Raw genomic sequence first — 24,452 nt, forward strand, 5'->3', positions numbered from 1 at the left:
CGCTTTCGTTACGGAGTTCTTCCTGATGTCGGACTCAAGACTTTTGACAAACATCTAGCAAAAGTCTCGCGGCTGTGTCAGACTCCCGACCATGACAACGGATGTCATCGACTCCGGCATCGGGACGATCCGCGCCGGCATCCTCGGCGGGGGCTTCATGGCCCGTGTGCACCGCGACGCGACCCGCGCGGCCGGGGGAACGCTGATCGCCGTGGCGACGACGGATCCGGACGGTTCGGTGCGAGCCTCCGCAGCGCTCGGGGCCGCCCGCGCGGCCTCGGACGCCTCGGAGCTGATCTCCTCTGCGGACATCGACATCGTGCACGTCTGCACGCCGAACGCGTCGCATGTCCCTCTCGCGACCGAAGCGCTGCGGGCCGGAAAGCACGTGGTGTGCGAGAAGCCGCTGGCGACATCCGCGGCGGATGCGCGGGAGCTGGTGGCGCTCGCGGACCAGGCGGGACGCGTCGCTGCCGTGCCGTTCGTCTACCGCTACCACCCGATGGTCCGCGAGGCGAGGGCGCGGGTCCGCTGCGGGGAACTGGGCGATCTGCTGAGCCTGGACTGCTCCTATCTGCAGGACTGGATGCTCCTTCCCGAGGACGACGACTGGCGCACGCGGGGCGCCCTCGGCGGTCCGTCGCGGGCGTTCGCCGACATCGGATCCCACCTGTGCGACCTCGTCGAGTTCGTCACGGGGGATCGGATCGCCGCGCTGACCGCACGGACGCGGACGGTGTTCGGCGAACGCGCCGGGCACCCTGTCGACACCGAGGACATCGCGGCGCTGCTGGTGGAGACCGCCTCCGGGGCGATCGGCACGCTCCTGGTCTCCCAGACCGCGGCGGGTCGCAAGAACGCCCTGACGATCGAGCTGCACGGATCCCGCGAGACGATGCGTTTCGCACAGGAGCGGCCGGAGGAGCTCTGGCTCGGTTCGCGACGCGAATCGCGGATGCTCCTGCGCGACCCGGGAGTCTCGTCCTCGGACTCCGCGCGGCTCCAGCGGCTTCCTGCCGGGCATCCGATGGGCTATCAGGACGCGTTCGACGCCTTCATGGTGGACGTGCACAGCGCCGTGGCCGGCGGCGAGCCGGAGGGGCTGCCGACGTTCGCGGACGGGCTGCGGGCCGCGGAGCTGACCGAGGCCGTCCTCGTGTCCGCCGCCGACGGCGGACGATGGACGGAGGTGGCGGCATGACCACGGAGCAGGCCGAGCCGGTCCTGACCGTGCGCGGCGTCGGGAAGTCGTTCTTCGGGGTCCGCGTCCTGTCCGACATCGACTTCGACGTCCGCCCCGGCGAGGTCCACGGCCTCGTCGGGGAGAACGGCGCCGGCAAGTCGACGCTGATGAAGATCATCGCGGGCGTGCAGTCGCCGGACGGCGGTGTCATCGAGTACCAGGGCGCCGAGGTGCACCACACGCACCCCCGCCAGGCGATGGATGCCGGGATCGTCACGGTGTTCCAGGAGTTCACGCTCCTGCCGGAGCGCACGGTCGCGCAGAACGTGTACCTCGGACGCGAGCCGCGACGGTTCGGGTTCGTCGACCAGAAGGCGATGATCGAGCGCACCGGCGCCCTGCTCGACGACCTCGGCGTCGCGTTCATCGATCCGCGGGCGCGCGTCGCCTCGCTCACGGTGGCGGAGCAGCAGATCGTCGAGATCGTGAAGGCGCTGTCCTTCGAGGCCAGGGTCATCTCGATGGACGAGCCGACCGCGGCCCTGAGCGACCGCGAGGTGGAGCTGCTCTACGCGATCATCCACCGCCTCACCGCTCGCGGGGTGGCGGTGATCTATGTGTCGCACCGACTGAAGGAGATCTTCGATCTGTGCGATCGGATCACCATCCTCAAGGACGGCGTGCGCGTGTCGACCGACGACGCCGCCGACCTCACCACGGACGAGCTCGTGCGCCGGATGGTCGGCCGGTCCATCCAGTCGTACTTCCCGGATCGCTCGGAGGGAACCGTCACCGGCGGACCGAGGCTCGTGCTCGACGGCTGCGGCAACGCATTCGTCGACGGGGTGTCGCTCGTGCTGCGAGCCGGAGAGATCGTCGGGGTCGCCGGTCTCCAGGGCTCCGGCCGCACCGAGCTCGTCGAGGGGATCTTCGGCGTCCAGGCCTTCGCCCGCGGCTCGCTGCGCGTCGACGGGTCGCCGGTTCAGATCCGCAGCGCCCGCGCCGCGGTCCGGGCCGGCCTCGCGCTCGTCTCGGAGGACCGCAAGGCGCAGGGGCTCGCCCTGGGGCAGTCCGTGCTCGACAACGCGCTGCTGGTGATCCGCAGCGTGTTCGCCGGCCGGACCGCCGCCGCGCGACGCCAGGTCCCGGGCATCCTCAGCGCGCTGGAGATCAGCTCCCGTGGTCTGGATCAGGAGACGCGCTTCCTGTCCGGCGGCAACCAGCAGAAGGTCGTACTGGCGAAGTGGCTCCTGACGGAACCGCAGATCGTGCTGTTCGACGAGCCGACGCGCGGCATCGACGTGGGGGCGAAGTACGCGGTGTATCAGCTCATGCGCGAACTCGCCGCGCAGGGGAAGTCGGTGCTCATGGTGTCCAGCGAGCTGCCGGAGGTCATCGGCATGAGCGATCGGATCCTCGTGATGCACGACGGCGAGCTCGTGGCCGAGCTCGCGGGCGGCGCGTCGGAGCACGAGGTGCTCGCCGCCGCCACGGGGGCGAATCGTCCCACGGGTTCCGACGCGGAGGGGGAGACGCGATGAAGCGCGTGCGCATCGATTCCACGATGATCGTGCTCGGCATCCTGGTCCTGACGCTGATCGTGGGAGCCGTGCTGGTGTCCACGGTCGGCCGCAACTTCCTTAGCGCCGGCAACATCCGTGACATCCTCACTGGGATGAGCGTGCTGGGACTCGTCGCGATCGGCCAGACGCTGGTGGTGCTGGGGGCGTCCCTGGACCTGTCCGTGACCTACGTGATCAGCCTGTCGAGCCTCCTCGCGGCCACGATCATGGCGGGGAATCCGGCGAACATCCCGGCCGCCGTCGCGGTGACGCTGCTCGTGTGCGCGGGCATCGGCCTGGTCATCGGGCTGATCGTCACCGTGCTGAGGGTCAACGGCTTCATCGCGACCCTCGGAGTCGGGCTCATCCTGCAGGGCGTGCTGAACACGAACTTCGAGGGCTCGGCGGGCGCCGTGCCGTGGGAGTTCCAGCTGATCGGGGCGACGGGTCTCGGTCCCGTGCCGGTGTCGACGATCATCATGATCGCGCTCGCCGTCCTCATCTGGTTCCTGCTCGATCGCACGCGTACCGGCGCGCACCTCTTCGCGGTCGGCGGCGATCCCGAGATCGCCCGCCTGTCCGGCGTCCGCACGCGACCGCCGCTCATCGCCGCGCATGTGCTGTGCTCGGTGTTCGCGGGACTCGCCGGGCTCCTGCTGGCCAGCAGGCTCGGAGTGGGAAGTCCCACCGTGGGGCAGCAGGGCGGGTACGCGCTGCTCTCGATCGCGGCGGTGGTCCTGGGCGGCACGCTGCTGCTGGGCGGGCGCGGTTCGATCTGGGGCACGATCGGAGGCGTCGCGATCCTGGCGGTCGTCGACAACGTCATGAGCGTCATGCAGGTGAACCCGTTCCTCAAGGACGTCGTCCGAGGTGTCGTCATCGTCGCGGCCGTCGCGGTCTACAGCCGCCGCGCGATCGTGCGGCGCCGGCCGCGCTTCGGGCCGGGCGGGACGAGGACCGGAGGGGACGACGCGGCGCGGGCTGCGGAGCCCGCGATGGCCGCGGCGGCGGCCGACCTCGAGAACGCCGAGCCGGCGGACGGAGGCCGGGCATGAAGGCGCTGCGCGCACTCGTCAGCCCCCAGGGGGCCGTGTTCCTTCTGCTCGTGATCCTGCTGGTCGCGGTCATGGTGCTCAACCCGAACTTCGCCGAGCCCGGCCAACTGATGCGGTTCATCCAGCGGGTCGCGCCGATCGCCATCGTCGCGATCGGGCAGTACTTCGTGATCATCGCCGGGGAGTTCGATCTGTCGCAGGGATCGCTCATCACGGCGCAGGTCATCATCGCCGGCAACCTCGTCGGCCAGGACGACGCCCGCACGCTGCCGGTGCTCGGGCTCATGCTCGTCTTCGGCGTCGTGGTCGGTCTGGTCAACGGCATCCTGACGACGCTGCTCAAGGTGCCCTCGTTCATCGTGACGCTGGGCATGATGCTGGCGCTGCTCGGCGGGGTCAAATGGTGGACCGGGGGAGCGGCGACCGGAAATCCCGCGGACAGCTTCCGCGAGATCGGGCGCGGAGGAATCCGCGACGTCCCGTTGCTGGACTTCATCCCGTGGTCGGTCCTGATCCTCGCGGCCTGGCTCGCCCTGGGCATCTGGGTCACGCGGCGTCCGCTGGGCAAGCTCCTCATCGCGATCGGCGACAACGCCCGGTCCGTGGACTACGCGGGAGCGCGGCGGTCGTGGGACACCATCCAGGCGTTCGTCATCTCGGCGCTGTCCGCGTCGCTGTCCGCCGTGCTGCTGGTGGGCTACGCGGGGGTGCATCCGTCGGTGGGCACGGGTTACGAGTTCATCGCGATCACCGCGGTCGTGCTCGGCGGTGTGGTCCTGGGCGGAGGCCGTGGCTGGATCGTCTCGGCGGTGGCCGGCGCGTTCGTGCTGGAGGCGCTGTTCCTGCTGCTGAACATCGCCGGGGTCCCGTCCACGCTCCGAGACGCCGTTCAGGGCGTCATCATCATCGCCGCCGTGGCGTACTCCGCCGTGTCGTTCCGCAGCCGCAGGCGCGCTGCGAGATCTTCCCCCGATCCGGGGAAGGAGCAGGAGCCGCCACAGGGCGGACCCGCTCAACCGCCCGCACCATCCGCCCTCGCATCCGAGGGTTCCACAGAAACCAGAGGAGTTCAGTAATGCGACGATCAAGGAAGATCGCCACCGCAGCGGTGGCCGTCTTCGGACTCATCGCGCTGGCCGGGTGCACGACCGACCCGTCCGTGGCGCCGCCCGAGTCCGAGGAGACGGAGCCGTCGAGCGAGACCACCGAGTGGTTCGACCAGGAGCTGTTCGACAAGCAGGACGCCGAGCGCGACGTCGTCCCGGAGGGCCCGGAGGACGAGCCGTACCTGCAGTACATCAACGCCGAGATGGTCGACACCTCCGAGTTCGCGAGCGAAGGGCCCAAGAAGGCCTGCTTCGCGAACGCGTCGATCTCGAACCCGTGGCGCCAGACCGGCTGGATCACGATGAACGAGCAGCTCAAGGTGCTCCAGGAGGCCGGCGCGATCAGCGAGATGGAGACCCGCGATGCGCAGGACTCCGATGACACCCAGATCGCCGACATCGACTACTTCATCGCCGAGGGGGACTGCGACGTCTTCCTCATCTCGCCCAACAGCACCGCGGCCATGACCCCGGCCGTCGAACGCGCCTGCGAGACGGGCAAGCCCGTGATCGTGTTCGACCGCGGCGTGAACACGGACTGCCCGGTCACCTTCATCCATCCGATCGGCGGATTCGCGTGGGGCATCGACACCGCCGAGTTCCTCATCGACAACCTCGAGGAGGGCGACAAGGTCGTGGGTCTGCGGATCCTCCCGGGTGTCGACGTCCTCGAACAGCGCTGGGCGGGAGCCAAGAAGCTCTTCGACGAGGCGGGCATCGAGGCCGTCGATCACTTCACCGGCGCGGACCCGGCGGAGATCAAGAACATCATCAGCGACGAGCTGGCCAAGGGCGATGTCGACGGCATCTGGATGGATGCCGGAGACGGAGCGGTCGCCGCGATCGAGGCCTTCGAGGACGCCGGAGTCGACTACCCGGTCATGACGGGTGAGGACGAGATGAGCTTCCTGCGCAAGTGGAAGGAGACCGGACTCACGGGGCTCGCCCCGGTGTACTCGAACTTCCAGTGGCGCACGCCGCTGCTCGCCGCGCAGAAGATCTTCGCCGGCGAGGAGGTGCCGAAGGAGTGGATCCTGCCGCAGAGCCCGATCACGGCTGCCGAGCTGGACGAGTATCTCGCGGCGAACGAGGGCATGCCCGACGGCCACTACGCGAAGTTCGGCGGGGAGAACCTGCCGGGCTACCCGCAGGTGTGGCAGGAGCGGGTCATCCCGTAGGGAACGATCAGCACGCGGGCGACCGGGGATCCTCCTCCGGTCGCCCGCGTGCGGAAGGACATCGGATGCTGCGCACGATCGCCGTCAACACCTGGGTGTGGACGTCTCCGCTCACCGACGCTTCGCTCGAACCGCTGGCCCGTAAGGCGGCGGCGCTCGGCTACACCGCGCTGGAGCTGCCCCTGGAGAATCCGGGCGACTGGGATCCCGCCCGCGCGAGGGACGTGCTCGACGGGCTCGGGCTCGGCGCCGTCGTCATCGGAGCCATGGGCCCCGGCCGCTCGCTGATCTCGCGGACGGGGGATGTCGCGGCGACCCAGGACTACCTGTCCGCGTGCGTCCGTGCCGCCGCCGTCCTCGGAGCGCCGGTGGTGGCGGGACCGTTCTATGCGCCGACCGGCGTCACCTGGCGGATGGACGGCGCCGAGCGCGCCCGCGTCGTCGCGGAGCTGCGCGAGAACCTCGCACCCCTCGCGGACGCGGCCGCGGCGTCGGGGAAGACGCTCGCGATCGAACCGCTGAACCGGTACGAGACGAGCATCCTGAACACGGTCGAGCAGGCCCTCGACGCCCTCGGGCCGCTGCTCGGGGAGGGGGTGGGCCTCGCGCTGGACACCTATCACCTGAACATCGAGGAGAAGAAGCCGGCCGACGCGATCCGAAGCGCGGGATCCGCCATCGCGCACGTGCAGGTCTGCGGCAGCGACCGCGGAGCCGTCGGCGACGATCACACCGACTGGCCCGGGATCCTTCGTGCGCTGGACGATGCCGGCTACGACGGCGTCCTGGGGCTCGAGAGCTTCACTGGCGAGAACGCGACCATCGCGGTGGCCGCGTCCGTGTGGCGCCCCCTCGCGCCGTCGCAGGATGCGCTCGCCGAGCGGAGCATCCAGGCCTTGAGGGAGCTCGGCGCGGCGTGACCTCCGGTGCGGCGCCGGCGCCCTGCGTCAGCGCTCGCGCAGGCGGACCAGCCGCTCGTGCCCGGTCTCCTCGAGCTCGGCGATGTCGTCCCGGGACTTCAGGAAGTCCGAGAACGAGCGGTATCCCAGCGCCTTCTCGCTGAACGACGGGTCCATGCGCCGCATGTGCGTCTTGACGGCCGAACTGTGCAGCCACTCGTCGGCATCCGCCTTGTCGTGCCCGAGACGCAGCGCGCGCTCCAGCAGCTGCGCCGCCTCCTCCTGCTCGGTGAGCGCGGGCGCCTCCGGCTCGGGGGCCTTCGCGGCCTTCTTGGCGCGCGAACGGGTGGGCGTCTTGGTCTTCGCCGGCGCCTCTGCCGCCGGATCCGGTTCCGCGATGACGGGCTCCGGCTGCGCGGCCGGCGTCTTCGCGGCGGGCCGAGCCACGCCCGGGAGGGAGTCGTACGACTCGAACTCGTCGCACGCGGCGGCCAGCGACTTGGCGGTCGAACCGGCGACGCCGACGCCGATGACGTAGCGGCCCAGCCGCTTGCACCGCTGAGCGAGCGGCACGTAGTCGCTGTCGCCGGCCACGATCACGACGTGCGTGAGGTCGGGCAGGCGGAACATGTCCTCCACGGCGTCCACGGCGAGGCGGATGTCGGCGCCGTTCTTGGCGTACGCGGCCGCCGGGAAGAGCTGCACGAGGTCGACCGCCCGCGCGACGAGCTGAGAGCGGTATTCGGCGTTGACGGGCGAAGACCAGTCCGCGTACGCGCGGGTGAGGACGAGCGTGCCGAACGAGGCGGCGTAGTCGATGATGGCGCCCACCTCGATCATGGCTCGCTTGAGGCGGTCGGCGACCTCCGGGTCGTCCGGGTTCTCGGTGATGCGCTGGCGGTCCTTGCCGTAGGCGTTCCTGCCGTGCACGCGGTCGTACCAGGAGATGACGATGTTGTCGAAGTCCAGGTAGACGGCGACGCGGGTGTCCTGCGTGTCGGCCATGCCCTCACCCCTCGCTCGGGTACCGCACGCCGATCTGGGCCCGGATCTCGTCGAGCGTGCCCATGATGGCCGCGCTCTCGGCGATCGGCAGGACGTCGCCCGCGAGCGTTCCGCTGCTCACGAGGCGCTCGGCCGCCAGCGCCTGATACTGCATTCCCCGTCCGTCGACCTCGGAGGAGTAGCTCTCGAGCACCGTGCCGTCGGGACCGACGAGACGGAAGGAGGTCGGCGTGTACCAGACCCGGTCGATGTCGATGCGCGCCTCCGTGCCGATGACGGATGCCGCGTTGGGCCCCGCGGCGCGGGACGACGACAGGCTCGTGGACACCGCACCTCCGGCGTGTGTCATGACCGTGGCCACCTCGGCATCCGCGCCGGTGTCTCCGAGACGGGCGACCGCCTTGACCGTCTCGGGGGCGCCGAGGATGTCCCAGATGAAGGAGATCGGGTAGATGCCGAGATCCAGCAGTGCGCCGCCGCCCAGTTCGAGGGCGTTCAATCGGTGCGCCGGATCCGCGGTGATCAGTTGGGTGTGATCGGCCGTGACCGCCCGGATCTCGCCGAGAGTTCCCTCCGCGATCAGCTCGCGGATGCGGATCATGTGCGGCAGGTACCGGGTCCACATCGCCTCCATGACGAGCAGGCCCTTCTCCTGGGCGAGGCGCTGCAGGTCCTCGGCCTCCGCGCGGTTCACCGTGAACGCCTTCTCGACCAGCGCGTGCTTGCCGTTCTCGAGCGCCAGGCGGGCGTCGGCGTGATGCATCGGGTGGGGCGTGGCGACGTAGATGATGTCCACGTCGGGGTCCGTGGCCAGCGCCTCGTAGGACCCGTGCGCGCGAGGGATGTCGAAGCGCGCCGCGAACGCGTCCGCGGAGGCCTGCGAACGCGATCCGACCGCGACGAGGTCGAGACCCGCGGTGCGCAGATCGGAGGCGAACGCGGCGGCGATGCCGCCGGTGGCGAGGATTCCCCAGCGAAGACCAGTCATGCTCTCAGCGTAGCGGGCGGCTCCGCCGCCGCTCCGAACCGGCTTGCCCGTTCCTGGATGTCAGAGGCGGGCGAGAGCCTGGTCGAGATCGGCGATCAGATCGGCCGGGTCCTCCAGGCCGGCGGAGAAGCGGATCGTGTTGAGCGAGATCCCGGCCGCCGCACGCTGGGCGGGGCTGAGGTGCGAGTGCGTCATGGACGCCGGATGCGCGACCATGCTGCGCGCGTCGCCGATGTTCGCCACGAGCCGGATGACGTTCAGGGAGTCGATGACCTGCGCCACGCGCTCCTGCGTCCCGGCATCCTCGGCGCCGGCGAGGTCGAACGAGAACACCGAGGGCACGCCCCGGGGCAGATACCGCCCGGCGAGTCCGTGCCACGGGTTGCCGGCGAGGCCGGGGTGGTGGACGGCCGCGACCCGGGGATGCTGCGCGAGGTGCTCGGCGACTGCCAGCGCGCTCGCGCTCTGGCGCGAGACGCGCAGATCGAGGGTCTCGATGCCCTGCAGGATCTGCCAGGCGTTGAACGGGGACAGCGACGGGCCCAGATCGTGCACGTACTTCGACTTCACCAGTGCCGCGAACGCGAACCCGATGCCGAAGCGCTCCCACAGCACGAGGTCGCCGAAGCGCGGGTAGGGGCCGGTGAACTGCGGCCAGCGTTCGGGTTCGGCGCCGAAGTCGAACGTCCCCTGGTCGACGGCCACGCCGCCGAGCGAGGTGCCGTGGCCGGAGAGGAACTTCGTCGCGGAGTGCACGACGAAGTCCGCACCGTGCTCACCCGGACGCACGAGGAACGGCGTGCCGACGGTGTTGTCGATCACCAGCGGCACTCCGGCGGAGTGCGCGATGTCGGCGACGAGACGGATGTCGAGCACCTGGGCGATCGGATTGGCGACCGACTCCGCGAACAGCGCTCGCGTCTCGGGTCGGATCGCGGTGCGCCACGCATCGGCGTCGTCCTGGTCGACGAAGGTGACCGGGATGCCGAAGTCGTCGAAGGTGTCCTGGAGGAGATCGACCGTGCCTCCGTACAGCTGGTTCGCTGCGACGATGTGGCCGCCTCGCCCGGCGAGAGCGAGCAGGGTCACGGCGACGGCGGCCTGTCCCGAGGCGACGGCGACCGCCGAGACGCCTCCCTCGAGAGCGGCGACGCGCTCCTCGAGCACCTGCTGCGTGGGACTGGCGTTGCGGCTGTACAGGTTGCCGGCCTGACGCAGCGCGAACAGGTCGGCGGCATCCGCGAGCGAGGCGAACTGGTACGCCGCCGTCTGATAGATCGGCGGAACGGCGCTGTTCTGCGGCGTGCCGGGAACGTACCCGGCCTGGATCTGGCGGGTGGCGAAGGCGGTCGAGCCGGGCTCGGCGGATGCGGTCATCCGTCCATTGTCCTGACCGCGATCACGGCGCGCGTGCCTGTGTCGAAGTGTTGCAGCCGTGGTCGCGAGGTCAGGGGACCAGGACGATCTTGCCGCGGGCGGCGTGCTGCTCGATCAGCTCGTGCGCGCGGGATGCCTCGGCGAGCGGGAGCTCGGGGCCGAGCTCGATCTGGAAGTCGCCGGCCGCGAGCTTCGCGATCGCCAGCGGCACGGCTTCGGCGCGCCAGGCGCGCTCCTGCTCCGTGAGCGGCTGAGGGGATCCGCCGCTGAAGGCGCGGATGCCGAGCTCCGCGGCGTCGGGGCCGCGGACGATGGTCGCGATGCGTTCGTGATCAGCGACGAGCTGCTTCGACACGTCGATCGCCTCGTCCGTCCCGATGCAGTCCAGCGCCACGGTCACGCCCTCGGGCGCCGCTTCGCGCACCCGATCCGCGAGGCCGTCCCCGTACGCGACCGGTACGGCGCCGAGCTCGCGCAGCTGGGCGTGACGAGCGGGGCTGGCGGTGGCGATGACGCGGGCGCCCCAGGACACCGCGAACTGGATCGCCGCCTGCCCGACCGCTCCGGACCCGGCGTGCACGAGCAGGGTGTCTTCGGGGCCGACTCCGAGCGAGCGCAGGCACTGGTAGGCCGTGCCGATCGGGATGCCGAGGCTCGCGCCCTCGTCTGCCGTCACCGCGTCGGGCAGCAGGGACAGGTGATCGACGGGCACCGCCAGGTGCGTGGCGTACGTGCCGACCGTGTCGCGGATCGCGACGCGGTCGCCCACCGCGAGCCCGGTCACTCCGTCGCCGAGCGATTCGATGACGCCGGCCCCGTCGAATCCGACGCGCCGGGGCTCGGTGATCGGCGGTCCGGGGCGCGCTCCGCGCCGCAGCTTGGCGTCGAGGGGATTCACGCCCGCCGCCTCGATCCGGACGACGACCTGTCCGGGTTCCGGGACGGGGACCGGGATCTCCACCAGCTGCAGGACGTCGGGGGTGCCGATTTCGGTGTAGACGATCGCGCGTGCCATGAACCCAGGCTAGCGGCCGGTCAGCACCTTCTGGATCCGCTGCGGTGAGACCGGCTGGGCGGTGCCGAGGCGCTGCGCGAACACGCTGATCCGGTACTCCTCGAGCAGCCAGCGGGTCTCGAGGAGTGCGGGCGGTGCGTCGGCCGGGAGCGGGACGGTGCCTCCGGCATCCTCGAACGCCTTCGCCATCCGCTCGTATTCGCTGAGTCGCGTGCGGTCCTTGCCCGGTTCGTTGGCGAGGGTGTTCAGGCGCTCGAGCATCCCGTCGAGATACCGCGGCAGGTGGACGAGGCGCTCCGCACCGGTGGCGGAGATGAAGCCGGGGTGGACGAGCCCGGCCAGCTGCGTGCGGATGTCGTTCAGGGGAGCGAGCAGCGCGAGCGAGTTCTGCGCCTTGATCCCGCGCTCGACCTCCCGCGCCTTGGCCAGGATCTTCGCGACGAGCGACACGCACGCGAACAGCCGATCGACGAGACCTGCGCTGACGGCGTCGCGCACGCGCGTGAAGCCGGGCTCGTCGCGGACGATCCCTCCGGGAGCCGCGTCATCGATCATCGCGCGGACGACGGCCGCTCTGGCATCCTCGATCAGCGCGGCGGCGTTCTGGTACGGGGAGGCCGCGAGAGCGAGCTTCTCCTGGCTGGTCAGGTGCTCCTGCACGTACGACGCCGGTGACGGCACGTTCAGCAGCACCAGGCGGAGGATGCCGTCGCGCGTCGCCTTCTCGGCGGCCTCGGCGGTCGCCTCGACGCGCACGGAGACCGTCTTGCCGGCATCCACGATCGCGGGGTATCCGCGGACGACGCCGCCGGCGACGCGCGTGTCCAGCACCTGCGGCAGCTCTCCGAACGTCCAGGCGGTCAGCCCGTCCTGCGCGCTGAAGGCGGTGGCCCCGGTCGCCCGATGACCTGACGCGGTGTCCTGGCCGTCCCTGGCCTGGCGCAGCGCCGCCGCGACCGCGGTCTCCGGGCGGGCTTCCCGTCCGGCAGGCGGGCGAGCGATGGAGCGGGCGACGCTCTCTCTGGCGCGATCGGACAGCTCGTCCTGCAGGCGCGTGAGGTCGCGTGCGGATCCCGCGACCCGCCCGCGTTCGTCGACCGCGCGGAAGTTCATCCGGAGGTGCCCGGGCACGCGCTCGTCGTCGAAGTCGGAGGCCGAGACCGGCTGATTCGCGAGCGGCTGGATGAGCTTCGCCAGCGACTCCTTGAGCGATCGCGGCGGCAGGCCCGCATGGTGCTCCGGACCGTCGGCGGTGAGTTCGGCGCCGAATCTCTCCGCCCAGTCCGCGGCGGGGACCACGTGTCGGCGGATCGCCTTCGGCAGAGCGCGCAGCAGCGCCGTCACGAGCTCGGCGCGCAGGCCTGGGACCTGCCAGTCGAAGCCGCGATCCTCGATCTGGGCCAGCAGCGCCAGCGGGACGACCACGCTGACGCCGTCGTCCGGCGCACCGGGTTCGAACCGGTAGGCGAGACCCAGGACCTGATCGCCCTGCGCCCAGCGAGTGGGGAACTCGCTCTGATTCGCACGACTGTCGTCGTCGATCAGATCGCTCTCGCGCATGATGAGCAGTTTCGGTGTCTTCTGAAGCGCTTCGCGCCACCACCGCTCGAAGGAGCGCACGTCGAAGACATCGGACGGGATGCGCTCGTCGTAGAAGCGGAAGACCGCCTCGTCTCCGGCGAGGATGTCCCGGCGGCGCTCGCGCTCCTCGAGCTTCTCGAGCCTCCGGCGCAGCTCGCCGTTGCTGCGCCAGAACGCGCTGACGCGCTTGTCGATCCGGTTCGGGTCCCATTCGCCCTCGACGAGGGCATGACGCACGAAAAGCTCCCGGGCCGCCGCGCGGTCGATGCGCGCGAACTGCACGCGACGGCGCGGGATGATCTCGACGCCGAACAGGATGACCTTCTCGAAGGCCACGGCGGCGCCGGCGTCCTTCGACCAGTGCGGTTCGGAGACCTGGCGCTTGGCGAGATCGCCGGCCAGGGATTCGGCCCAGGCGGGATCGATCGCCGCGACCGTTCTGGCGAACGTGCGGGAGGTCTCCACGATCTCGGCCGCCATCACGGCACGCGGACTCTTCTTGCGCAGGGCGGACCCGGGGAAGATCGAGAAGCGGATGCCGCGCGCGCCGCGGTACTCGGTGACGCGCCGTTTCGCGTCCTTCGCCGGGGTCTTGCTCTGGCCCTTCGCCGCGGCGGTGCGTTCGTCCAGGATGCCGATCTGCGAGAGCAGTCCGGCCAGCAGCGCCCGGTGCACGGCGTCCGGATCGGCGGCCCCCCGGTCGTCCCGCGTGGACTCGCTTCGCTCGGTGTCCGAGGACGGCGGAGCCGACCGGGGCGGGACGCGTCCCTCGTCGCGACCGCGTTTCGACTCGCTCCGCTCGCTCAACGAACGGGAGAAGGAGGGCTCGCTCAACGAACGGGGGGAGGAGCGCTCGCTCGACGGGCGAGAGGAAGCCGGAACGAGCGTGCGCAGCTGGCGGTGAACATCGAACCATTCCCGCACGCGCACATAGTTGAGGTGCTCGCTGCGGCACATCCGGCGGAACGCGCTCGATCCGAGCTCCCGCTGCTGCTCCCGCAGGTGGTTCCACAGGTTCAGGATCGCCAGGAAGTCGCTCGTCGGGTCGGCGAAGCGCGCGTGCATCCGGTCGGCCTCGTCGCGTATGCCCTGAGGGGCATCCTGCGAGGGACGCTCGCGGACGTCCTGGATCGACAGCCCCGCGACGATGGGGAGCACCTCCGCCACGACGCCGGTCCGGTGCGCCTCGATCAGCATCCGGGCGAAACGGGGATCGATCGGCATGCGGGAGATGTCACGTCCGATGCGGGTGAGCTTCGGCGTCTCGCCCGCGAGCGACACCGCGCCGAGCTCGGTGAGCAGGTCGAAGGCGGCCTTGATGCCCCGCGAGTCCGGCGGCGTGAGGAAGGGGAAGGCGGTGATGTCGCCGAACCCGAGCGAGAGCATCTGTAGCACGACCGAGGCGAGCGAGGTGCGCAGGATCTCCGGTTCCGTGAACTCCGGACGCCGGTCGAAGTCCTCCTGCCCGTACAGCCGGATCGCGATGCCCTCGCTCGTTCGTCCCGCGCGCCCGGAGCGCTGATTCGCGGAGGCCTGCGAGATGGGTTCGATGGGCAGGCGCTGCACCTTCGAACGGCTGCTGTAGCGCGAGATGCGCGCTGTTCCCGCGTCGATGACGTACTTGATGCCGGGCACCGTGAGGCTCGTCTCGGCGACGTTGGTCGCGAGGATCACGCGGCGGCGCAGACCAGGGACGCGGCTGCGCTCGAACACGCGGTGCTGTTCGGCCGCGGACAGCCGGCCGTACAGGGGGAGGACCTCGGTGGGGGAGCGGTCCGCGGCGGTCGCGGCGCGCACGGCGTCCGCGGCGTCCCGGATCTCGGCCTCGCCCGGGAGGAACACGAGGACGTCGCCCGGCGCCTCGCGGTCGAGCTCGGCCAGGGCGCCGACGATCGCGGACACCTCGTCGGCCGGCTCCCGGTCCGTCTCGGCATCCGCGTTCTCGTCGATCAGCGGCCGGTACCGGATCTCGACCGGGAACGTCCGTCCGGAGACCTCGATGATCGGCGCGGGGGTGCCGTCCGCTGCGGCGAAGTGCCGGGCGAAGCTCTCCGGATCGATGGTCGCCGAGGTGATGATGACCTTGAGGTCGGGCCGCTCGGGGAGGATCCGGGTGAGGTAGCCGAGCAGGAAGTCGACGTTGAGCGAGCGCTCGTGTGCCTCGTCGATGATGATCGTGTCGTAGCGGCGCAGCAGGCGATCGCGATGGATCTCGTTGAGCAGGATGCCGTCCGTCATCAGGGCGATCCGCGTGGCGTCCGAGACCTGATCCGTGAACCGCACCTTGTATCCGACGAGTCCGCCGAGCTCGACCTGCAGCTCCTCGGCGACTCGTTCGGCGATGGTCCGCGCGGCGAGGCGTCGCGGCTGCGTGTGCGCGATGTCGGTGCGCCCCAGCTCCAGGCAGATCTTGGGCAGCTGGGTCGTCTTCCCCGAACCCGTCGCGCCGGCGACGATGACGACCTGATGCTCGCGGATGGCGTCGGCGATCTCGTCCCTGGCCGCGCTGACGGGCAGCTCGGCGGGGTAGGAGATCACGGGGGAAGACATAGCCCTCCATCGTACGACGCCGCGAGGGACTCGTCCGCGCTTGTGTCTTGACTGACAAATAACTTTGCAGTACAAAGTTAACGGACGACGCCGTCCCTCCTCACTCAGAACGGAGCCTGACATGATCCACGGAACAGAACCGGATCCGGCTGACATGCTCGCGCTCGCGCGCGACCAGCAGCGCAGCGTGAACGGACGGATGGGGGTCTTCGTGCCGTACATCCTGCTGGCGTGGGCCGTCGCCTGGCTGGGCGGGTTCCTCGTGCTGTGGCTCGAGGCGGGCCCGGTGTCGATCCCGATGGCGGTCGCCGCACCGGTCTGCGTGGTCCTGTTCCTCGCCGCTGGCGCGGTGTCGGTGGTCCTGGGCATCCGCTCCAACCGGGGCGTGCGCACCGGGAAGGACGCCGCGTTCGTCGGGGCCGTGTACGGACAGGCCTGGTGGGTCGGCGGCATCGCGATCTTCGCGATCGCGCAGGGCATGGTCGCGAACGGTATGGAACCCGAGCTGCTCGGCATCCTCTATCCGTCGGCATACGTGTTCTTCGCGGGACTGATGTACTTCGTCGGTGGCGCGCTCTGGCGCGCCGTTCCGATGGTCGTCCTCGGCGCCTGGGCGATCCTCGTGAGCGCGGTCGCACCGTTCGCGGGCGCACCCGCGCACTTCCTCGTCTTCGCGATCGCGGGCGGCGGCGGGTTCCTCGCCGGAGCCGTCTGGACCTTCGTCTGGACCGAGCGCGCTCGGCGTCGCGTCGGCGGAGGTGATGCCTCATGACCGACCTCGACCCCGTCATCCACGCCACTGCGCGTCTGCGGATCACCGCGGCGCTGGCGACGCTCGCGGCCGACGAGAGCATCACGTTCCCTCGGTTGCAGGAGCTTCTCGACATGACGGCCGGCAACCTCTCGACGCACCTGCGCAAGCTCGAGGACGCCGGATACGTCGTCGTGGAGAAGGCGCATCGCGGACGCACCCCTGTCACCTACGTGTCACTGTCCGTGCACGGCCGGCGCGCGTTCGAGGACTACACGGCCGCGCTCCGCCAGGTGCTGGGCGGCTGATCGGGATCACAGATGATCCGTGCCGAACCGGTCGACCGGTTCTAGGCTTGGTTCATGACCATTCCCACGCTTTCCCTCAACGACGGCCACACGATCCCCCAGCTCGGCTACGGCGTCTTCAAGGTCGATCCGGCCGACACCGAGCGCGCGGTCTCCGAGGCGCTCGAGGTCGGCTATCGCCACATCGACACCGCCGCGATCTACGGCAACGAGGAAGGAGTCGGTGCGGCGATCGCGTCCAGCGGCATCCCGCGCGGCGAGCTCTTCGTGACGACGAAGCTGTGGAACGACCGCCACGACGGCGACGACCCGCATGCGGCGATCGCCGAGAGCCTCGAGAAGCTCGGTCTCGACCGGGTCGACCTGTATCTCGTGCACTGGCCGACTCCGGCGAAGGAGAACTACGTCCACGCGTGGGAGAAGCTGATCGAGATCCGCGAGAAGGGGCTCGCCACCAGCATCGGTGTCTCGAACTTCCTCGTGCCGCACCTGGAGCGCATCGTCGCGGCGACCCAGGTGGTCCCTGCCGTGGACCAGATCGAGCTGCACCCCGCTTATCAGCAGCGCGAGGTCACCGCATGGGCCGCCGACAAGGGGATCCGCATCGAGTCCTGGGGTCCGCTGGGGCAGGGCAAGTACGACCTGTTCGGGACGCCGGCTGTCGCGGAGGCCGCAGCCGCGCACGGCAAGTCCCCGGCGCAGGTGGTGCTCCGCTGGCACCTGCAGAAGGACTTCATCGTCTTCCCGAAGTCGGTGCACGCCGAGCGCCTGCGCGAGAACATCGACGTCTTCGACTTCACGCTCACCGACGCTGAGATCGCCGCGATCGACGCACTCGACCCGCAGGACGGGTCCGGGCGCGTGGGCACGCACCCCAACGAGTTCAACTGAGTCGTCGGCTCCTGGACGCCCCGTGTCGCTCCGTGCGACGCGGGGCGTCCTCGCGTTCGGCGCTCGCGGGCTGATCCCGCACCCGTCCGGCGCCCCGCGGGCGTAGCGTGGGGACCATGACGAACCGGCTCGCCGCGACCCTGAGCCCGTACCTGCGCGCGCATGCGGACAATCCGGTGGACTGGCGGCCCTGGGGTGCGGAGGCGTTCGCCGAGGCGCGGCGGCGCGGCGTGCCGGTCCTGATCTCGATCGGGTACTCCACGTGCCACTGGTGCCATGTGATGGCGCGGGAGTCGTTCTCGGATCCGCAGACCGCGGAGATCATGAACCGCGATTTCGTCGCCGTCAAGGTCGATCGCGAGGAGCATCCGGACGTCGACGGCGCCTACATGGCCGCAGCCTCCGCGTTCACGCAGAACCTGGGTTGGCCGCTGACCGTGTTCACGACCCCGGACGGACGCGCCTTCTTCGCGGGCACCTACTGGCCGCCCGAGGCACGCGACCCCCTGCCGGCATTCCGTGACGTGCTGGCCGCCGTGCGGGAGGCGTGGATGCTCCGTCACGCGCAGGTCTTCGAGACCGCGGATGCCGTCGCCCGCGCACTCGCCGAGGCATCCGAGTCCGCCCCCGTGGATCTGCCCTCGGTCGAGGACCTCGCCGCGGCGGCCAGGTCGATCGCGGCCCAGGAGGATCGTTCGTTCGGAGGGTTCGGCGGCGCGCCGAAGTTCCCCGTCGCGACGACGCTCGGCTTCCTGCAGTCCCGCCCGGTGCGCGCGCACGCACCGGATGCCGCGGCATCCGCTTCGCGTGCCCTGACCGCGATGTCGTCATCCGCGCTGCGGGATCTCGACGGCGGGTTCTTCCGCTACGCCACGCAGCGCGACTGGACCGTGCCCCACTACGAGCGGATGCTGACCGACAACGCCCAGCTGCTGGACGTCGCCGTGCGCGAGGGCGAGGTAGAGATCGCCCGGGGCATCGCGTCCTTCCTGCTCGACGTGCTGCGTCGTGAGGACGGCGGATTCGGGGCCGCGCAGGACTCGGAATCCTGGATCGACGGAGAACGCAGCGAGGGCGGGTTCTACCTCCGACCTCTCGTGGACCGCGCCGGCCTCGAGCCGCCGGCGGTCGACGGCAAGGTCATCACCGGATGGAACGGGCTGGCCGTCGGAGCCCTCGCCAGGGCCGGCGTCGGGTTCGGCGATCCCGCCTGGGTGGATGCCGCCGCGCACGCCGCCGGGTTCGTGCTGGAGACGAACCGCGATGCGTCCGGACGTCTGGTGCGCACGTCGCTGGACGGGACGGCGTCACCCGCGGTCGCGACCGCATCCGATGTCGGCCTGTTCGCCGACGGGCTCTTCGCACTCGCTCTCGCGACCGGGACGGCGTCGTGGGCGGTCACGGCGCGCTCGCTGCTCGACGGGATCCTCGACGACGGGGCGGAGCGCGACCCGGTGCTGAGCGCGCAGGGGATCGCTCCGGCGCCGGATCAGACGGATGGCGATCTTCCGTCAGGGATCGCCGCGGTCGCCCGCGCCGCGCTCTCGGCGTGGCTGCTCGGCGCAGGGGAACGGTACCGGGAAGCGGCCGTCGAGCGGGTCCGGCGGCACGGCGAGGCCGCGCTGCGGCATCCGTTCGGGCACGGGAGTCTGCTCCTCGTCGCCGCCGGGCTCGCCGACCCGCCGAGGCAGGTGGTCGTCGTGACGGCGGATGCCCAGTCCCCGCTCGCATCGGCGGCCCGCGCCACGGACGCCGACGTCGTCGCCGTGGTCACGCAGGCCGAGGCGCAGGCGTTCGCGGATGCCGGATTCGAGCTCTTCGAGGGGAAGGCGCAGGCGGAGAACGTCGCGTACGACTGCCGATCCTTCGTCTGCCGCCTGCCGACGGAGGATCCTGTCGCTCTCGTCCCGCGACGCTGAGGACGGGCATCCGACGAGGGGTGCGATCGGGTCGAGGACGGCGGCGGAATCGATGTTCGGATGTCGGAGGCCCGGTGTTGAATCAGAGGCATGGACAGCATCGTCGCTCGGCTCCGGAGTCTCGAAGAGACGCTGGACGCCGCGGCGCGCGACGCGTTCTCGACGGATGAGATCCAGGGACTGCCCGATGCCGAGGTCGCCGAACTGCTGACGATCACGGGGCGCATCCAGCGTCGGGTCGAGGGGCTGCAGGTCGAGGCGGCGGATGTCATCCGCACCCGGTCCGAGGGGTGCCGCGACGAGAAGATGACCGCGGCGTACGGATGCTCGCGTCCGGTCGATCTGGTGCGGCTGCTGACCGGATCCGACACGCGAGCGGCGTCGCGGCTGGTGAAGGCATCACGCCTGGTGAACCGGATCCGCGGCATCAGCGACGGCGAGTTCCTGCCCCCGTCGTACCCGGCGATGCGCACAGCGCTCACGACCGGAGCGGTCGGAGTGAGCGGACTGCTGGCGGCGACGGGCCCGCTGGAGCATGCCGTCCGAAGAATCGCCGACGACGACCGGCTGGCGGCGGACGAGCAGCTCGCCGCTCTGGCGTGCGGGCTCGATCCGGACGAGCGGGACACGGACACCGTCCCCCGCCCCGCGGCGCTGCCCGAGGACCTGGAGACGTACGCGCGGGTGATCGTCGCCTACCTGGATCCGGACGGCGCGGAGCCCTCGGCGCAGGAAGCTGCTCGCTCGCGGTTCCTCTCGATCGGGAGGCTGCGCGACGGCTGTCACGCCCTGCGGGGAAGCGTCCTGCCCGAGGTGGCCGCGCAGCTGATGCTGCTGCTGGACAGCGTCCTCGGTCCTCGGGCCGACGTCCCGGGTGCGGCCGTCGGGGCGGACGGCGTGCGCTTCGAGCCGAGCGACGACGAGGACCTCTCGTTCGACCACGCCCCCGAAGACATCCTGTTCGTCGACGATCGCACGCGGGCGCAGAAGCTGCACGACGCCTTCGCGACGATCCTCGATGTCGCCGCCGCGGCTGACGCTCTCCCTCATGTCGGGGGAGCCGCGCCGACTCTGGTCGTCACGGCGACCGCGGAGGATCTGGCCCGGGGGAGCGGGTGGGGAACGGTCCTGAACACCGGAGCCCCGGTGCCGCTGTCCAGCGCGTTCCGCACCGGATGTGCGGGCGGGATCCAGCGGGTGCTGTTCGACGAGAGCGGACGCATCGCGTCCATCGGAACCAGCGCGCGTATCTTCAACGCGCTGCAACGGCGGGCGATCACGGTCCGCGACGGCGGGTGCATCATCCCTGGATGCACGGTGCCGGCGACATGGTGCGAGGTGCACCATGTGCGCGAGCATGCCGACGGCGGTCCGACGCATACGGACAACGGCGTGCTGCTGTGCTGGTGGCATCATCGCAGCCTGCACCTGACCGAATGGACGATCCGGATGAATCGCGGTGTCCCCGAGGTCCGCGGCCCCGCCTGGTGGGATCCGCATCAGCACTGGCACCGCGCCCGGTCGCCGCATCACAGGCGCCATCCCGCCCGCGCACCCGCGTAGCATCGGGGGATGATCGAGGGCGCGAGCGAGACCGTGCTCGCCGGCGGCAACATGAACGCCGTCGTGCGCGCGGGTGCCGAGGTGCGGCGACCGGCCGGGGCATGGACGGCGAACGTGCACGCGCTTCTTCGCGCGCTCGAGCGGTCAGGGATCTCCGAGACGCCACGCGCCCTCGGCATAGCACCGGACGGCCGTGAGCGACTCTCGTACCTCCCGGGCGAAGCCGCGCACTATCCGCTGCCCGAGTGGTTGTGGGATGACGCGATCCTGATGGATTCGGCGCGCCTGCTGCGCCGCATCCACGACGCGAGCGCCGGACTTGCGCGCATCGGGACGGGATGGCGCAGCCCCGTCAGGGAACCCGTCGAGGTGGTCTGTCACAACGACTTCGCGCCCTACAACCTGATCTTCGACCGACACCGGCTCGTCGGCGTCATCGACTTCGACACCGCCTCCCCGGGGCCGCGGCTCTGGGATCTCGCGTATCTCGCCTACCGCCTGGTCCCGTACGTCGAGGATGCCGGTGCGCCCGTGCACGTCCTCGACGCAGAGGAGCGGCGCCGGGAACTGCTCCTGTCGGCGTACGGCTCGGACGCGAGCGCACAGGAGCTCTGGCTGATGATGGCGACGCGGTTGGATGCCCTGGCCGAGGACTCCCGCCGTCGCGCGCAGACGCGGCCCGAGTTGGACGGACACGCCGCGATGTACGAAAGGGACGCAGCGCGCCTGCGAGCGCGGGCGGAGCGGGGGTGAACCCGCTCACCCCTGGTTGCGCGGATGCCTCTTCGCCGTGCGCTCATTGCCGTGACGGTAGTTCCCGGTCGCCTTCGCCATGAGCAGTTGCAGGTCGGTCTCGTCCACCGCATCCAGGAAGGCAGTAGCCTTCGCGCCGCGCAGGACTCCGGCGCGTGCGCCGTGGTGCGTGATCACGACGTCCTGGCCGTGGACGACGTACGCGAAGCCGTTCGGAGCGGGAGTCATCCGACGAGGGTACCCGACCGTCTACACCCACCCCGGCAGCCAGTTGTGCACCAGCCAGAACGTGTAGGGCACGTTCATCCCCGTCCAGATCGGATAGAAGAACACCGAGATCAGAACCGCGAGCACGAGGAACACCATCACGGTCCGCTCGCCGGCCTGTCGGCGGTAGAGCGGGTCGCGTCGAGATCCGGCGAGATCCCGCAGCGCGAGGGCGAGCGCGAGCACCAGGAAGGGCATCATGGCGACCGTGTAGAACTGGAAGATGGGTCGTCCCGGCACCAGCAGCCAGGGCACGTACGTGACGGCGAGGCCGACCAGCGGCACGCCGTACTGCCAGGGCATCGGCTGACGTCGGACGAGCCCGCGGACGAAGCGGTACAGCAAGTACACGGCGGCCGCGACGCCGCCGTACCAGATCAGCGGGTTGGGAACGGCGCTGATGACGGCGATGCAGTGATCCGTGCCCCAGCAGGACTGGTCGGCGCTGTCCACCCACACCGCCGTCGGACGCAGCAGCAACGGCCACTGCCACGCCGGGCTCGCGTAGGCGTGCCCGCTCGTCAGACCGGTGTGGAACCCGTACATCGACTGGTGATAGTTCCACAGCGCCACGAGCGGATTCGCGTCGCTCTGCCGGTCGTACCCGGCGCTCGTGACCAGCCATCCCGTCCACGAGACGAGATATACGAGCAGAGCCGGCGGCACGAGCAGCAGGAACGTGATCGGACCCTGGCGCGCCGCGGCATCCATCGGCCAGTACAGGACTCCGGCGCGCCGCCGGGCGAGGGCGTCCGTCACCACCAGGTAGATCCCGAGGCCCGCCAGCGCGTACAGCCCCGACCACTTCACCGCCGTGGCCGCACCCAGCGCGAGGCCCGCCGCCACGATCCACGGCCGTCGCCACAGGACACGTCCCCAGAGCGGATCGGGGGCCGTGTCGTCCGGCCTCTCGAGAACGGGCATGGTGCGTCGCCGGTCGAGCAGGATGAACAGGAACCCGAGCACGATGAAGAAGGTCAGGATGCCGTCGAGCAGCGCGATCCTGCTCATCACGATGCTCAACCCGTCGATCGCGAGCAGCGACGAGGCGATCGCGGCGACCGGGAGAGAGCGGGTCAGGACGAGTGCCACCAGGTAGACGACGAGCACCGTCGCCGTGCCGAGGATCGCGGTCGTGAGCCGCCAGCCTCCGCTGGACCCTGGCCCGAACAGCCCCATGCCGATCGCGATGATCCACTTGCCGAGGGGTGGATGCACGATGAAGCTGCCGCGGGCGTCCAGAGCACCGGTGTCTCCCGTCCGAAGCTGCTCGTTGGCGCCGTCCCCCCAGGTGCCTTCGTAGCCGAGCGCCCACAGCGACCAGGCATCCTTGACGTAGTAGGTCTCGTCGAAGGCCAGTTCGTGCGGCCGGTCGAGATTCACCAGACGCAGCACCGCAGCGAGGGTGGTGATCAGCAGCGGCACGAACCATCGGAGGATGCCCGCCCACTCCGGGTCCGCCAGGAACCGCATCCGGAACCGCCCCCACAGGGTCGAGCGCTGGGCCGGAGGCGGCAGCAGGGGCACGGGCTCGGTCACGGCTCAAGCCTAGATCGTGCCGCCTAAGCTGAACGTGTGATCATCCTGGCCGCCACCCCGATCGGCAATCTCGGCGACGCGTCGCGGCGCCTGATCGAGGTGCTCGAGAACGCCGAGGTCGTCGCGGCCGAGGACACCAGGACCACACAGCGGCTGCTGCAGGCGCTGCACATCTCGAACCGCCCGCGGCTGATCGCCCTCCACGACCACAACGAGAAGCACAAGGCCTCCGAGCTCGTCGAACTCGCCGCCGCTCAGGACGTCGTCCTCGTCAGCGACGCCGGGATGCCCGCGGTCAGCGATCCCGGTTACGGCGTGGTCGCGGCGGCGGTCGAAGCCGGGGTGACGGTCACCGCCATCCCCGGGCCGAGCGCCGTGCTGATGGCGCTCGCGATCTCGGGCCTGCCGACCGACCGGTTCGCCTTCGAGGGCTTCCTGCCGCGCAAGCCGGGGGAGCGGCGTGCAGCCCTCGCCGCGCTCGCCGCAGAATCCCGCACTCTCGTCTTCTTCGAATCGCCGTCCCGGCTCGCCGCGACGCTGACCGACATGGGCGATGCCTTCGGCGACGTCCGCCGCATCGCGGTGTGCCGCGAGCTGACGAAGCTGTACGAGGAGGTGCGGCGAGGCACGGCATCCGAGCTCGCGGCCTGGGCGGAGCAGGGCGTCAAGGGCGAGATCGTGGTCGTCGTCGAGGGGGCGGCTCCCGTCGAGGTGTCCGCCGAGGACGCCTCCGCACAGGTCCAGTCGCTCGTGGCCTCCGGCATGCGGTTGAAGGATGCCTGCGCCGAAGTCGCCGCGGTCACAGGGCTCAGTTCGCGCGACCTGTATCAGCAGGCGCTCGCCGCGAAGAAGGCATGACGACGCGGATCTCGCAGGACGACGCGCATCTCGCAGACTCCTGCCGGATTCCTGCGAGATCGGTATTGATCTGCGGGGAACGGGCGCCGCGTGGCTGGACCGTA

At 70.4% G+C, this 24,452-nt stretch carries 20 protein-coding genes; 13 read left to right on the plus strand and 7 right to left on the minus strand.

What is annotated here, in order from left to right:
• Window positions 1–91: 91 nt before the first annotated feature.
• The 6 genes from AC3RXZ_RS08325 (at window position 92) to AC3RXZ_RS08350 (ending at window position 7,004) form a co-directional block, all read left to right on the plus strand.
• Window positions 92–1,201, plus strand: a complete 1,110-nt coding sequence (locus AC3RXZ_RS08325) for a Gfo/Idh/MocA family protein (protein WP_491493716.1) — start codon at window positions 92–94, stop codon at window positions 1,199–1,201.
• The gene (locus AC3RXZ_RS08330) at window positions 1,198–2,724 is read left to right on the plus strand and encodes a sugar ABC transporter ATP-binding protein (protein WP_491493717.1); all 1,527 of its coding nucleotides are present in this window, start codon (window positions 1,198–1,200) and stop codon (window positions 2,722–2,724) included. Before AC3RXZ_RS08325 ends, AC3RXZ_RS08330 begins: the two co-directional genes overlap by 4 nt.
• Window positions 2,721–3,800, plus strand: coding sequence for an ABC transporter permease (locus AC3RXZ_RS08335; protein ID WP_491493718.1), 1,080 nt, complete (start codon window positions 2,721–2,723; stop codon window positions 3,798–3,800). The genes AC3RXZ_RS08330 and AC3RXZ_RS08335 overlap by 4 nt, the downstream gene beginning before the upstream one ends.
• Entirely contained in the window at window positions 3,797–4,876 is a 1,080-nt protein-coding gene (locus tag AC3RXZ_RS08340) for an ABC transporter permease (RefSeq protein ID WP_243233298.1), read from the plus strand. Before AC3RXZ_RS08335 ends, AC3RXZ_RS08340 begins: the two co-directional genes overlap by 4 nt.
• A complete protein-coding gene (locus AC3RXZ_RS08345) occupies window positions 4,876–6,084 on the plus strand; it encodes a substrate-binding domain-containing protein (protein ID WP_243233299.1) in 1,209 nt (402 codons plus the stop codon). Before AC3RXZ_RS08340 ends, AC3RXZ_RS08345 begins: the two co-directional genes overlap by 1 nt.
• A gap of 65 nt (window positions 6,085–6,149) precedes the next feature.
• Complete coding sequence (locus tag AC3RXZ_RS08350; protein WP_491493719.1) at window positions 6,150–7,004, plus strand: sugar phosphate isomerase/epimerase family protein; 855 nt, start codon at window positions 6,150–6,152, stop codon at window positions 7,002–7,004.
• A 27-nt stretch (window positions 7,005–7,031) separates the two neighbouring features.
• On the opposite strand, the gene AC3RXZ_RS08355 is transcribed toward AC3RXZ_RS08350, so the two are convergent.
• The 5 genes from AC3RXZ_RS08355 to hrpA all read right to left on the minus strand — a co-directional run bounded on the left by AC3RXZ_RS08355 (window position 7,032) and on the right by hrpA (window position 15,499).
• The gene (locus AC3RXZ_RS08355) at window positions 7,032–7,988 is read right to left on the minus strand and encodes an NYN domain-containing protein (protein ID WP_491493720.1); all 957 of its coding nucleotides are present in this window, start codon (window positions 7,986–7,988) and stop codon (window positions 7,032–7,034) included.
• Between the two features lie 4 nt (window positions 7,989–7,992).
• Window positions 7,993–8,976 (minus strand): Gfo/Idh/MocA family protein, encoded by a 984-nt coding sequence (locus AC3RXZ_RS08360; protein ID WP_491493721.1) that lies wholly within the window; start codon window positions 8,974–8,976, stop codon window positions 7,993–7,995.
• A 60-nt stretch (window positions 8,977–9,036) separates the two neighbouring features.
• The gene (locus AC3RXZ_RS08365; protein ID WP_491493722.1) at window positions 9,037–10,353 is read right to left on the minus strand and encodes an O-acetylhomoserine aminocarboxypropyltransferase/cysteine synthase family protein; all 1,317 of its coding nucleotides are present in this window, start codon (window positions 10,351–10,353) and stop codon (window positions 9,037–9,039) included.
• A 70-nt stretch (window positions 10,354–10,423) separates the two neighbouring features.
• Window positions 10,424–11,368 (minus strand): quinone oxidoreductase family protein, encoded by a 945-nt coding sequence (locus tag AC3RXZ_RS08370; RefSeq protein ID WP_243233304.1) that lies wholly within the window; start codon window positions 11,366–11,368, stop codon window positions 10,424–10,426.
• A gap of 9 nt (window positions 11,369–11,377) precedes the next feature.
• Window positions 11,378–15,499, minus strand: a complete 4,122-nt coding sequence (gene hrpA, locus AC3RXZ_RS08375) for an ATP-dependent RNA helicase HrpA (RefSeq protein WP_491493723.1) — start codon at window positions 15,497–15,499, stop codon at window positions 11,378–11,380.
• 121 nt (window positions 15,500–15,620) lie between these two features.
• On the opposite strand from hrpA, the gene AC3RXZ_RS08380 reads away from it, so the two are divergent.
• The 6 genes from AC3RXZ_RS08380 to AC3RXZ_RS08405 all read left to right on the plus strand — a co-directional run bounded on the left by AC3RXZ_RS08380 (window position 15,621) and on the right by AC3RXZ_RS08405 (window position 21,684).
• Entirely contained in the window at window positions 15,621–16,271 is a 651-nt protein-coding gene (locus AC3RXZ_RS08380) for a hypothetical protein (RefSeq protein WP_243233307.1), read from the plus strand.
• Window positions 16,268–16,558 carry a transcriptional regulator gene (locus AC3RXZ_RS08385; protein ID WP_243233308.1) on the plus strand — a complete coding sequence of 97 codons (291 nt, stop codon included), beginning with the start codon at window positions 16,268–16,270 and terminating at the stop codon, window positions 16,556–16,558. Before AC3RXZ_RS08380 ends, AC3RXZ_RS08385 begins: the two co-directional genes overlap by 4 nt.
• Before the next feature lie 54 nt (window positions 16,559–16,612).
• Window positions 16,613–17,449: an aldo/keto reductase gene (locus tag AC3RXZ_RS08390; RefSeq protein ID WP_243233310.1), complete on the plus strand. Its 837-nt coding sequence runs from the start codon at window positions 16,613–16,615 to the stop codon at window positions 17,447–17,449.
• Between the two features lie 116 nt (window positions 17,450–17,565).
• Window positions 17,566–19,368 carry a thioredoxin domain-containing protein gene (locus AC3RXZ_RS08395; RefSeq protein ID WP_491493724.1) on the plus strand — a complete coding sequence of 601 codons (1,803 nt, stop codon included), beginning with the start codon at window positions 17,566–17,568 and terminating at the stop codon, window positions 19,366–19,368.
• A gap of 90 nt (window positions 19,369–19,458) precedes the next feature.
• Window positions 19,459–20,931, plus strand: coding sequence for an HNH endonuclease signature motif containing protein (locus tag AC3RXZ_RS08400; RefSeq protein ID WP_491493725.1), 1,473 nt, complete (start codon window positions 19,459–19,461; stop codon window positions 20,929–20,931).
• Window positions 20,932–20,940: 9 nt separating this feature from the next.
• Window positions 20,941–21,684: a phosphotransferase gene (locus AC3RXZ_RS08405; protein ID WP_243233316.1), complete on the plus strand. Its 744-nt coding sequence runs from the start codon at window positions 20,941–20,943 to the stop codon at window positions 21,682–21,684.
• A 6-nt stretch (window positions 21,685–21,690) separates the two neighbouring features.
• On the opposite strand, the gene AC3RXZ_RS08410 is transcribed toward AC3RXZ_RS08405, so the two are convergent.
• A complete protein-coding gene (locus AC3RXZ_RS08410) occupies window positions 21,691–21,912 on the minus strand; it encodes a hypothetical protein (RefSeq protein WP_243233317.1) in 222 nt (73 codons plus the stop codon).
• Window positions 21,913–21,933: 21 nt separating this feature from the next.
• Window positions 21,934–23,490, minus strand: a complete 1,557-nt coding sequence (locus AC3RXZ_RS08415) for a dolichyl-phosphate-mannose--protein mannosyltransferase (protein WP_243233320.1) — start codon at window positions 23,488–23,490, stop codon at window positions 21,934–21,936.
• 36 nt (window positions 23,491–23,526) lie between these two features.
• Between AC3RXZ_RS08415 and rsmI the strand changes: the two genes are divergently transcribed.
• Window positions 23,527–24,348 (plus strand): 16S rRNA (cytidine(1402)-2'-O)-methyltransferase, encoded by an 822-nt coding sequence (rsmI, locus tag AC3RXZ_RS08420; protein ID WP_491493726.1) that lies wholly within the window; start codon window positions 23,527–23,529, stop codon window positions 24,346–24,348.
• Window positions 24,349–24,452: the final 104 nt, after the last annotated feature.

It is taken from the genome of Microbacterium cucumeris, from assembly GCF_058349845.2.

Bases quoted from the DNA above. Each gene is read 5' to 3' on its own strand.
- AC3RXZ_RS08390 (WP_243233310.1), top strand. From the start codon at position 16,613: ATGACCATTCCCACGCTTTCCCTCAACGACGGCCACACGATCCCCCAG.
- hrpA (WP_491493723.1), bottom strand. From the start codon at position 15,499: ATGTCTTCCCCCGTGATCTCCTACCCCGCCGAGCTGCCCGTCAGCGCG.
- AC3RXZ_RS08335 (WP_491493718.1), top strand. From the start codon at position 2,721: ATGAAGCGCGTGCGCATCGATTCCACGATGATCGTGCTCGGCATCCTG.
- AC3RXZ_RS08350 (WP_491493719.1), top strand. From the start codon at position 6,150: ATGCTGCGCACGATCGCCGTCAACACCTGGGTGTGGACGTCTCCGCTC.
- AC3RXZ_RS08340 (WP_243233298.1), top strand. From the start codon at position 3,797: ATGAAGGCGCTGCGCGCACTCGTCAGCCCCCAGGGGGCCGTGTTCCTT.
- AC3RXZ_RS08405 (WP_243233316.1), top strand. From the start codon at position 20,941: ATGATCGAGGGCGCGAGCGAGACCGTGCTCGCCGGCGGCAACATGAAC.
- AC3RXZ_RS08355 (WP_491493720.1), bottom strand. From the start codon at position 7,988: ATGGCCGACACGCAGGACACCCGCGTCGCCGTCTACCTGGACTTCGAC.
- AC3RXZ_RS08325 (WP_491493716.1), top strand. From the start codon at position 92: ATGACAACGGATGTCATCGACTCCGGCATCGGGACGATCCGCGCCGGC.
- AC3RXZ_RS08395 (WP_491493724.1), top strand. From the start codon at position 17,566: ATGACGAACCGGCTCGCCGCGACCCTGAGCCCGTACCTGCGCGCGCAT.
- AC3RXZ_RS08400 (WP_491493725.1), top strand. From the start codon at position 19,459: ATGGACAGCATCGTCGCTCGGCTCCGGAGTCTCGAAGAGACGCTGGAC.
- AC3RXZ_RS08370 (WP_243233304.1), bottom strand. From the start codon at position 11,368: ATGGCACGCGCGATCGTCTACACCGAAATCGGCACCCCCGACGTCCTG.
- AC3RXZ_RS08385 (WP_243233308.1), top strand. From the start codon at position 16,268: ATGACCGACCTCGACCCCGTCATCCACGCCACTGCGCGTCTGCGGATC.
- AC3RXZ_RS08330 (WP_491493717.1), top strand. From the start codon at position 1,198: ATGACCACGGAGCAGGCCGAGCCGGTCCTGACCGTGCGCGGCGTCGGG.
- AC3RXZ_RS08410 (WP_243233317.1), bottom strand. From the start codon at position 21,912: ATGACTCCCGCTCCGAACGGCTTCGCGTACGTCGTCCACGGCCAGGAC.
- AC3RXZ_RS08345 (WP_243233299.1), top strand. From the start codon at position 4,876: ATGCGACGATCAAGGAAGATCGCCACCGCAGCGGTGGCCGTCTTCGGA.
- AC3RXZ_RS08380 (WP_243233307.1), top strand. From the start codon at position 15,621: ATGATCCACGGAACAGAACCGGATCCGGCTGACATGCTCGCGCTCGCG.
- AC3RXZ_RS08365 (WP_491493722.1), bottom strand. From the start codon at position 10,353: ATGACCGCATCCGCCGAGCCCGGCTCGACCGCCTTCGCCACCCGCCAG.
- AC3RXZ_RS08360 (WP_491493721.1), bottom strand. From the start codon at position 8,976: ATGACTGGTCTTCGCTGGGGAATCCTCGCCACCGGCGGCATCGCCGCC.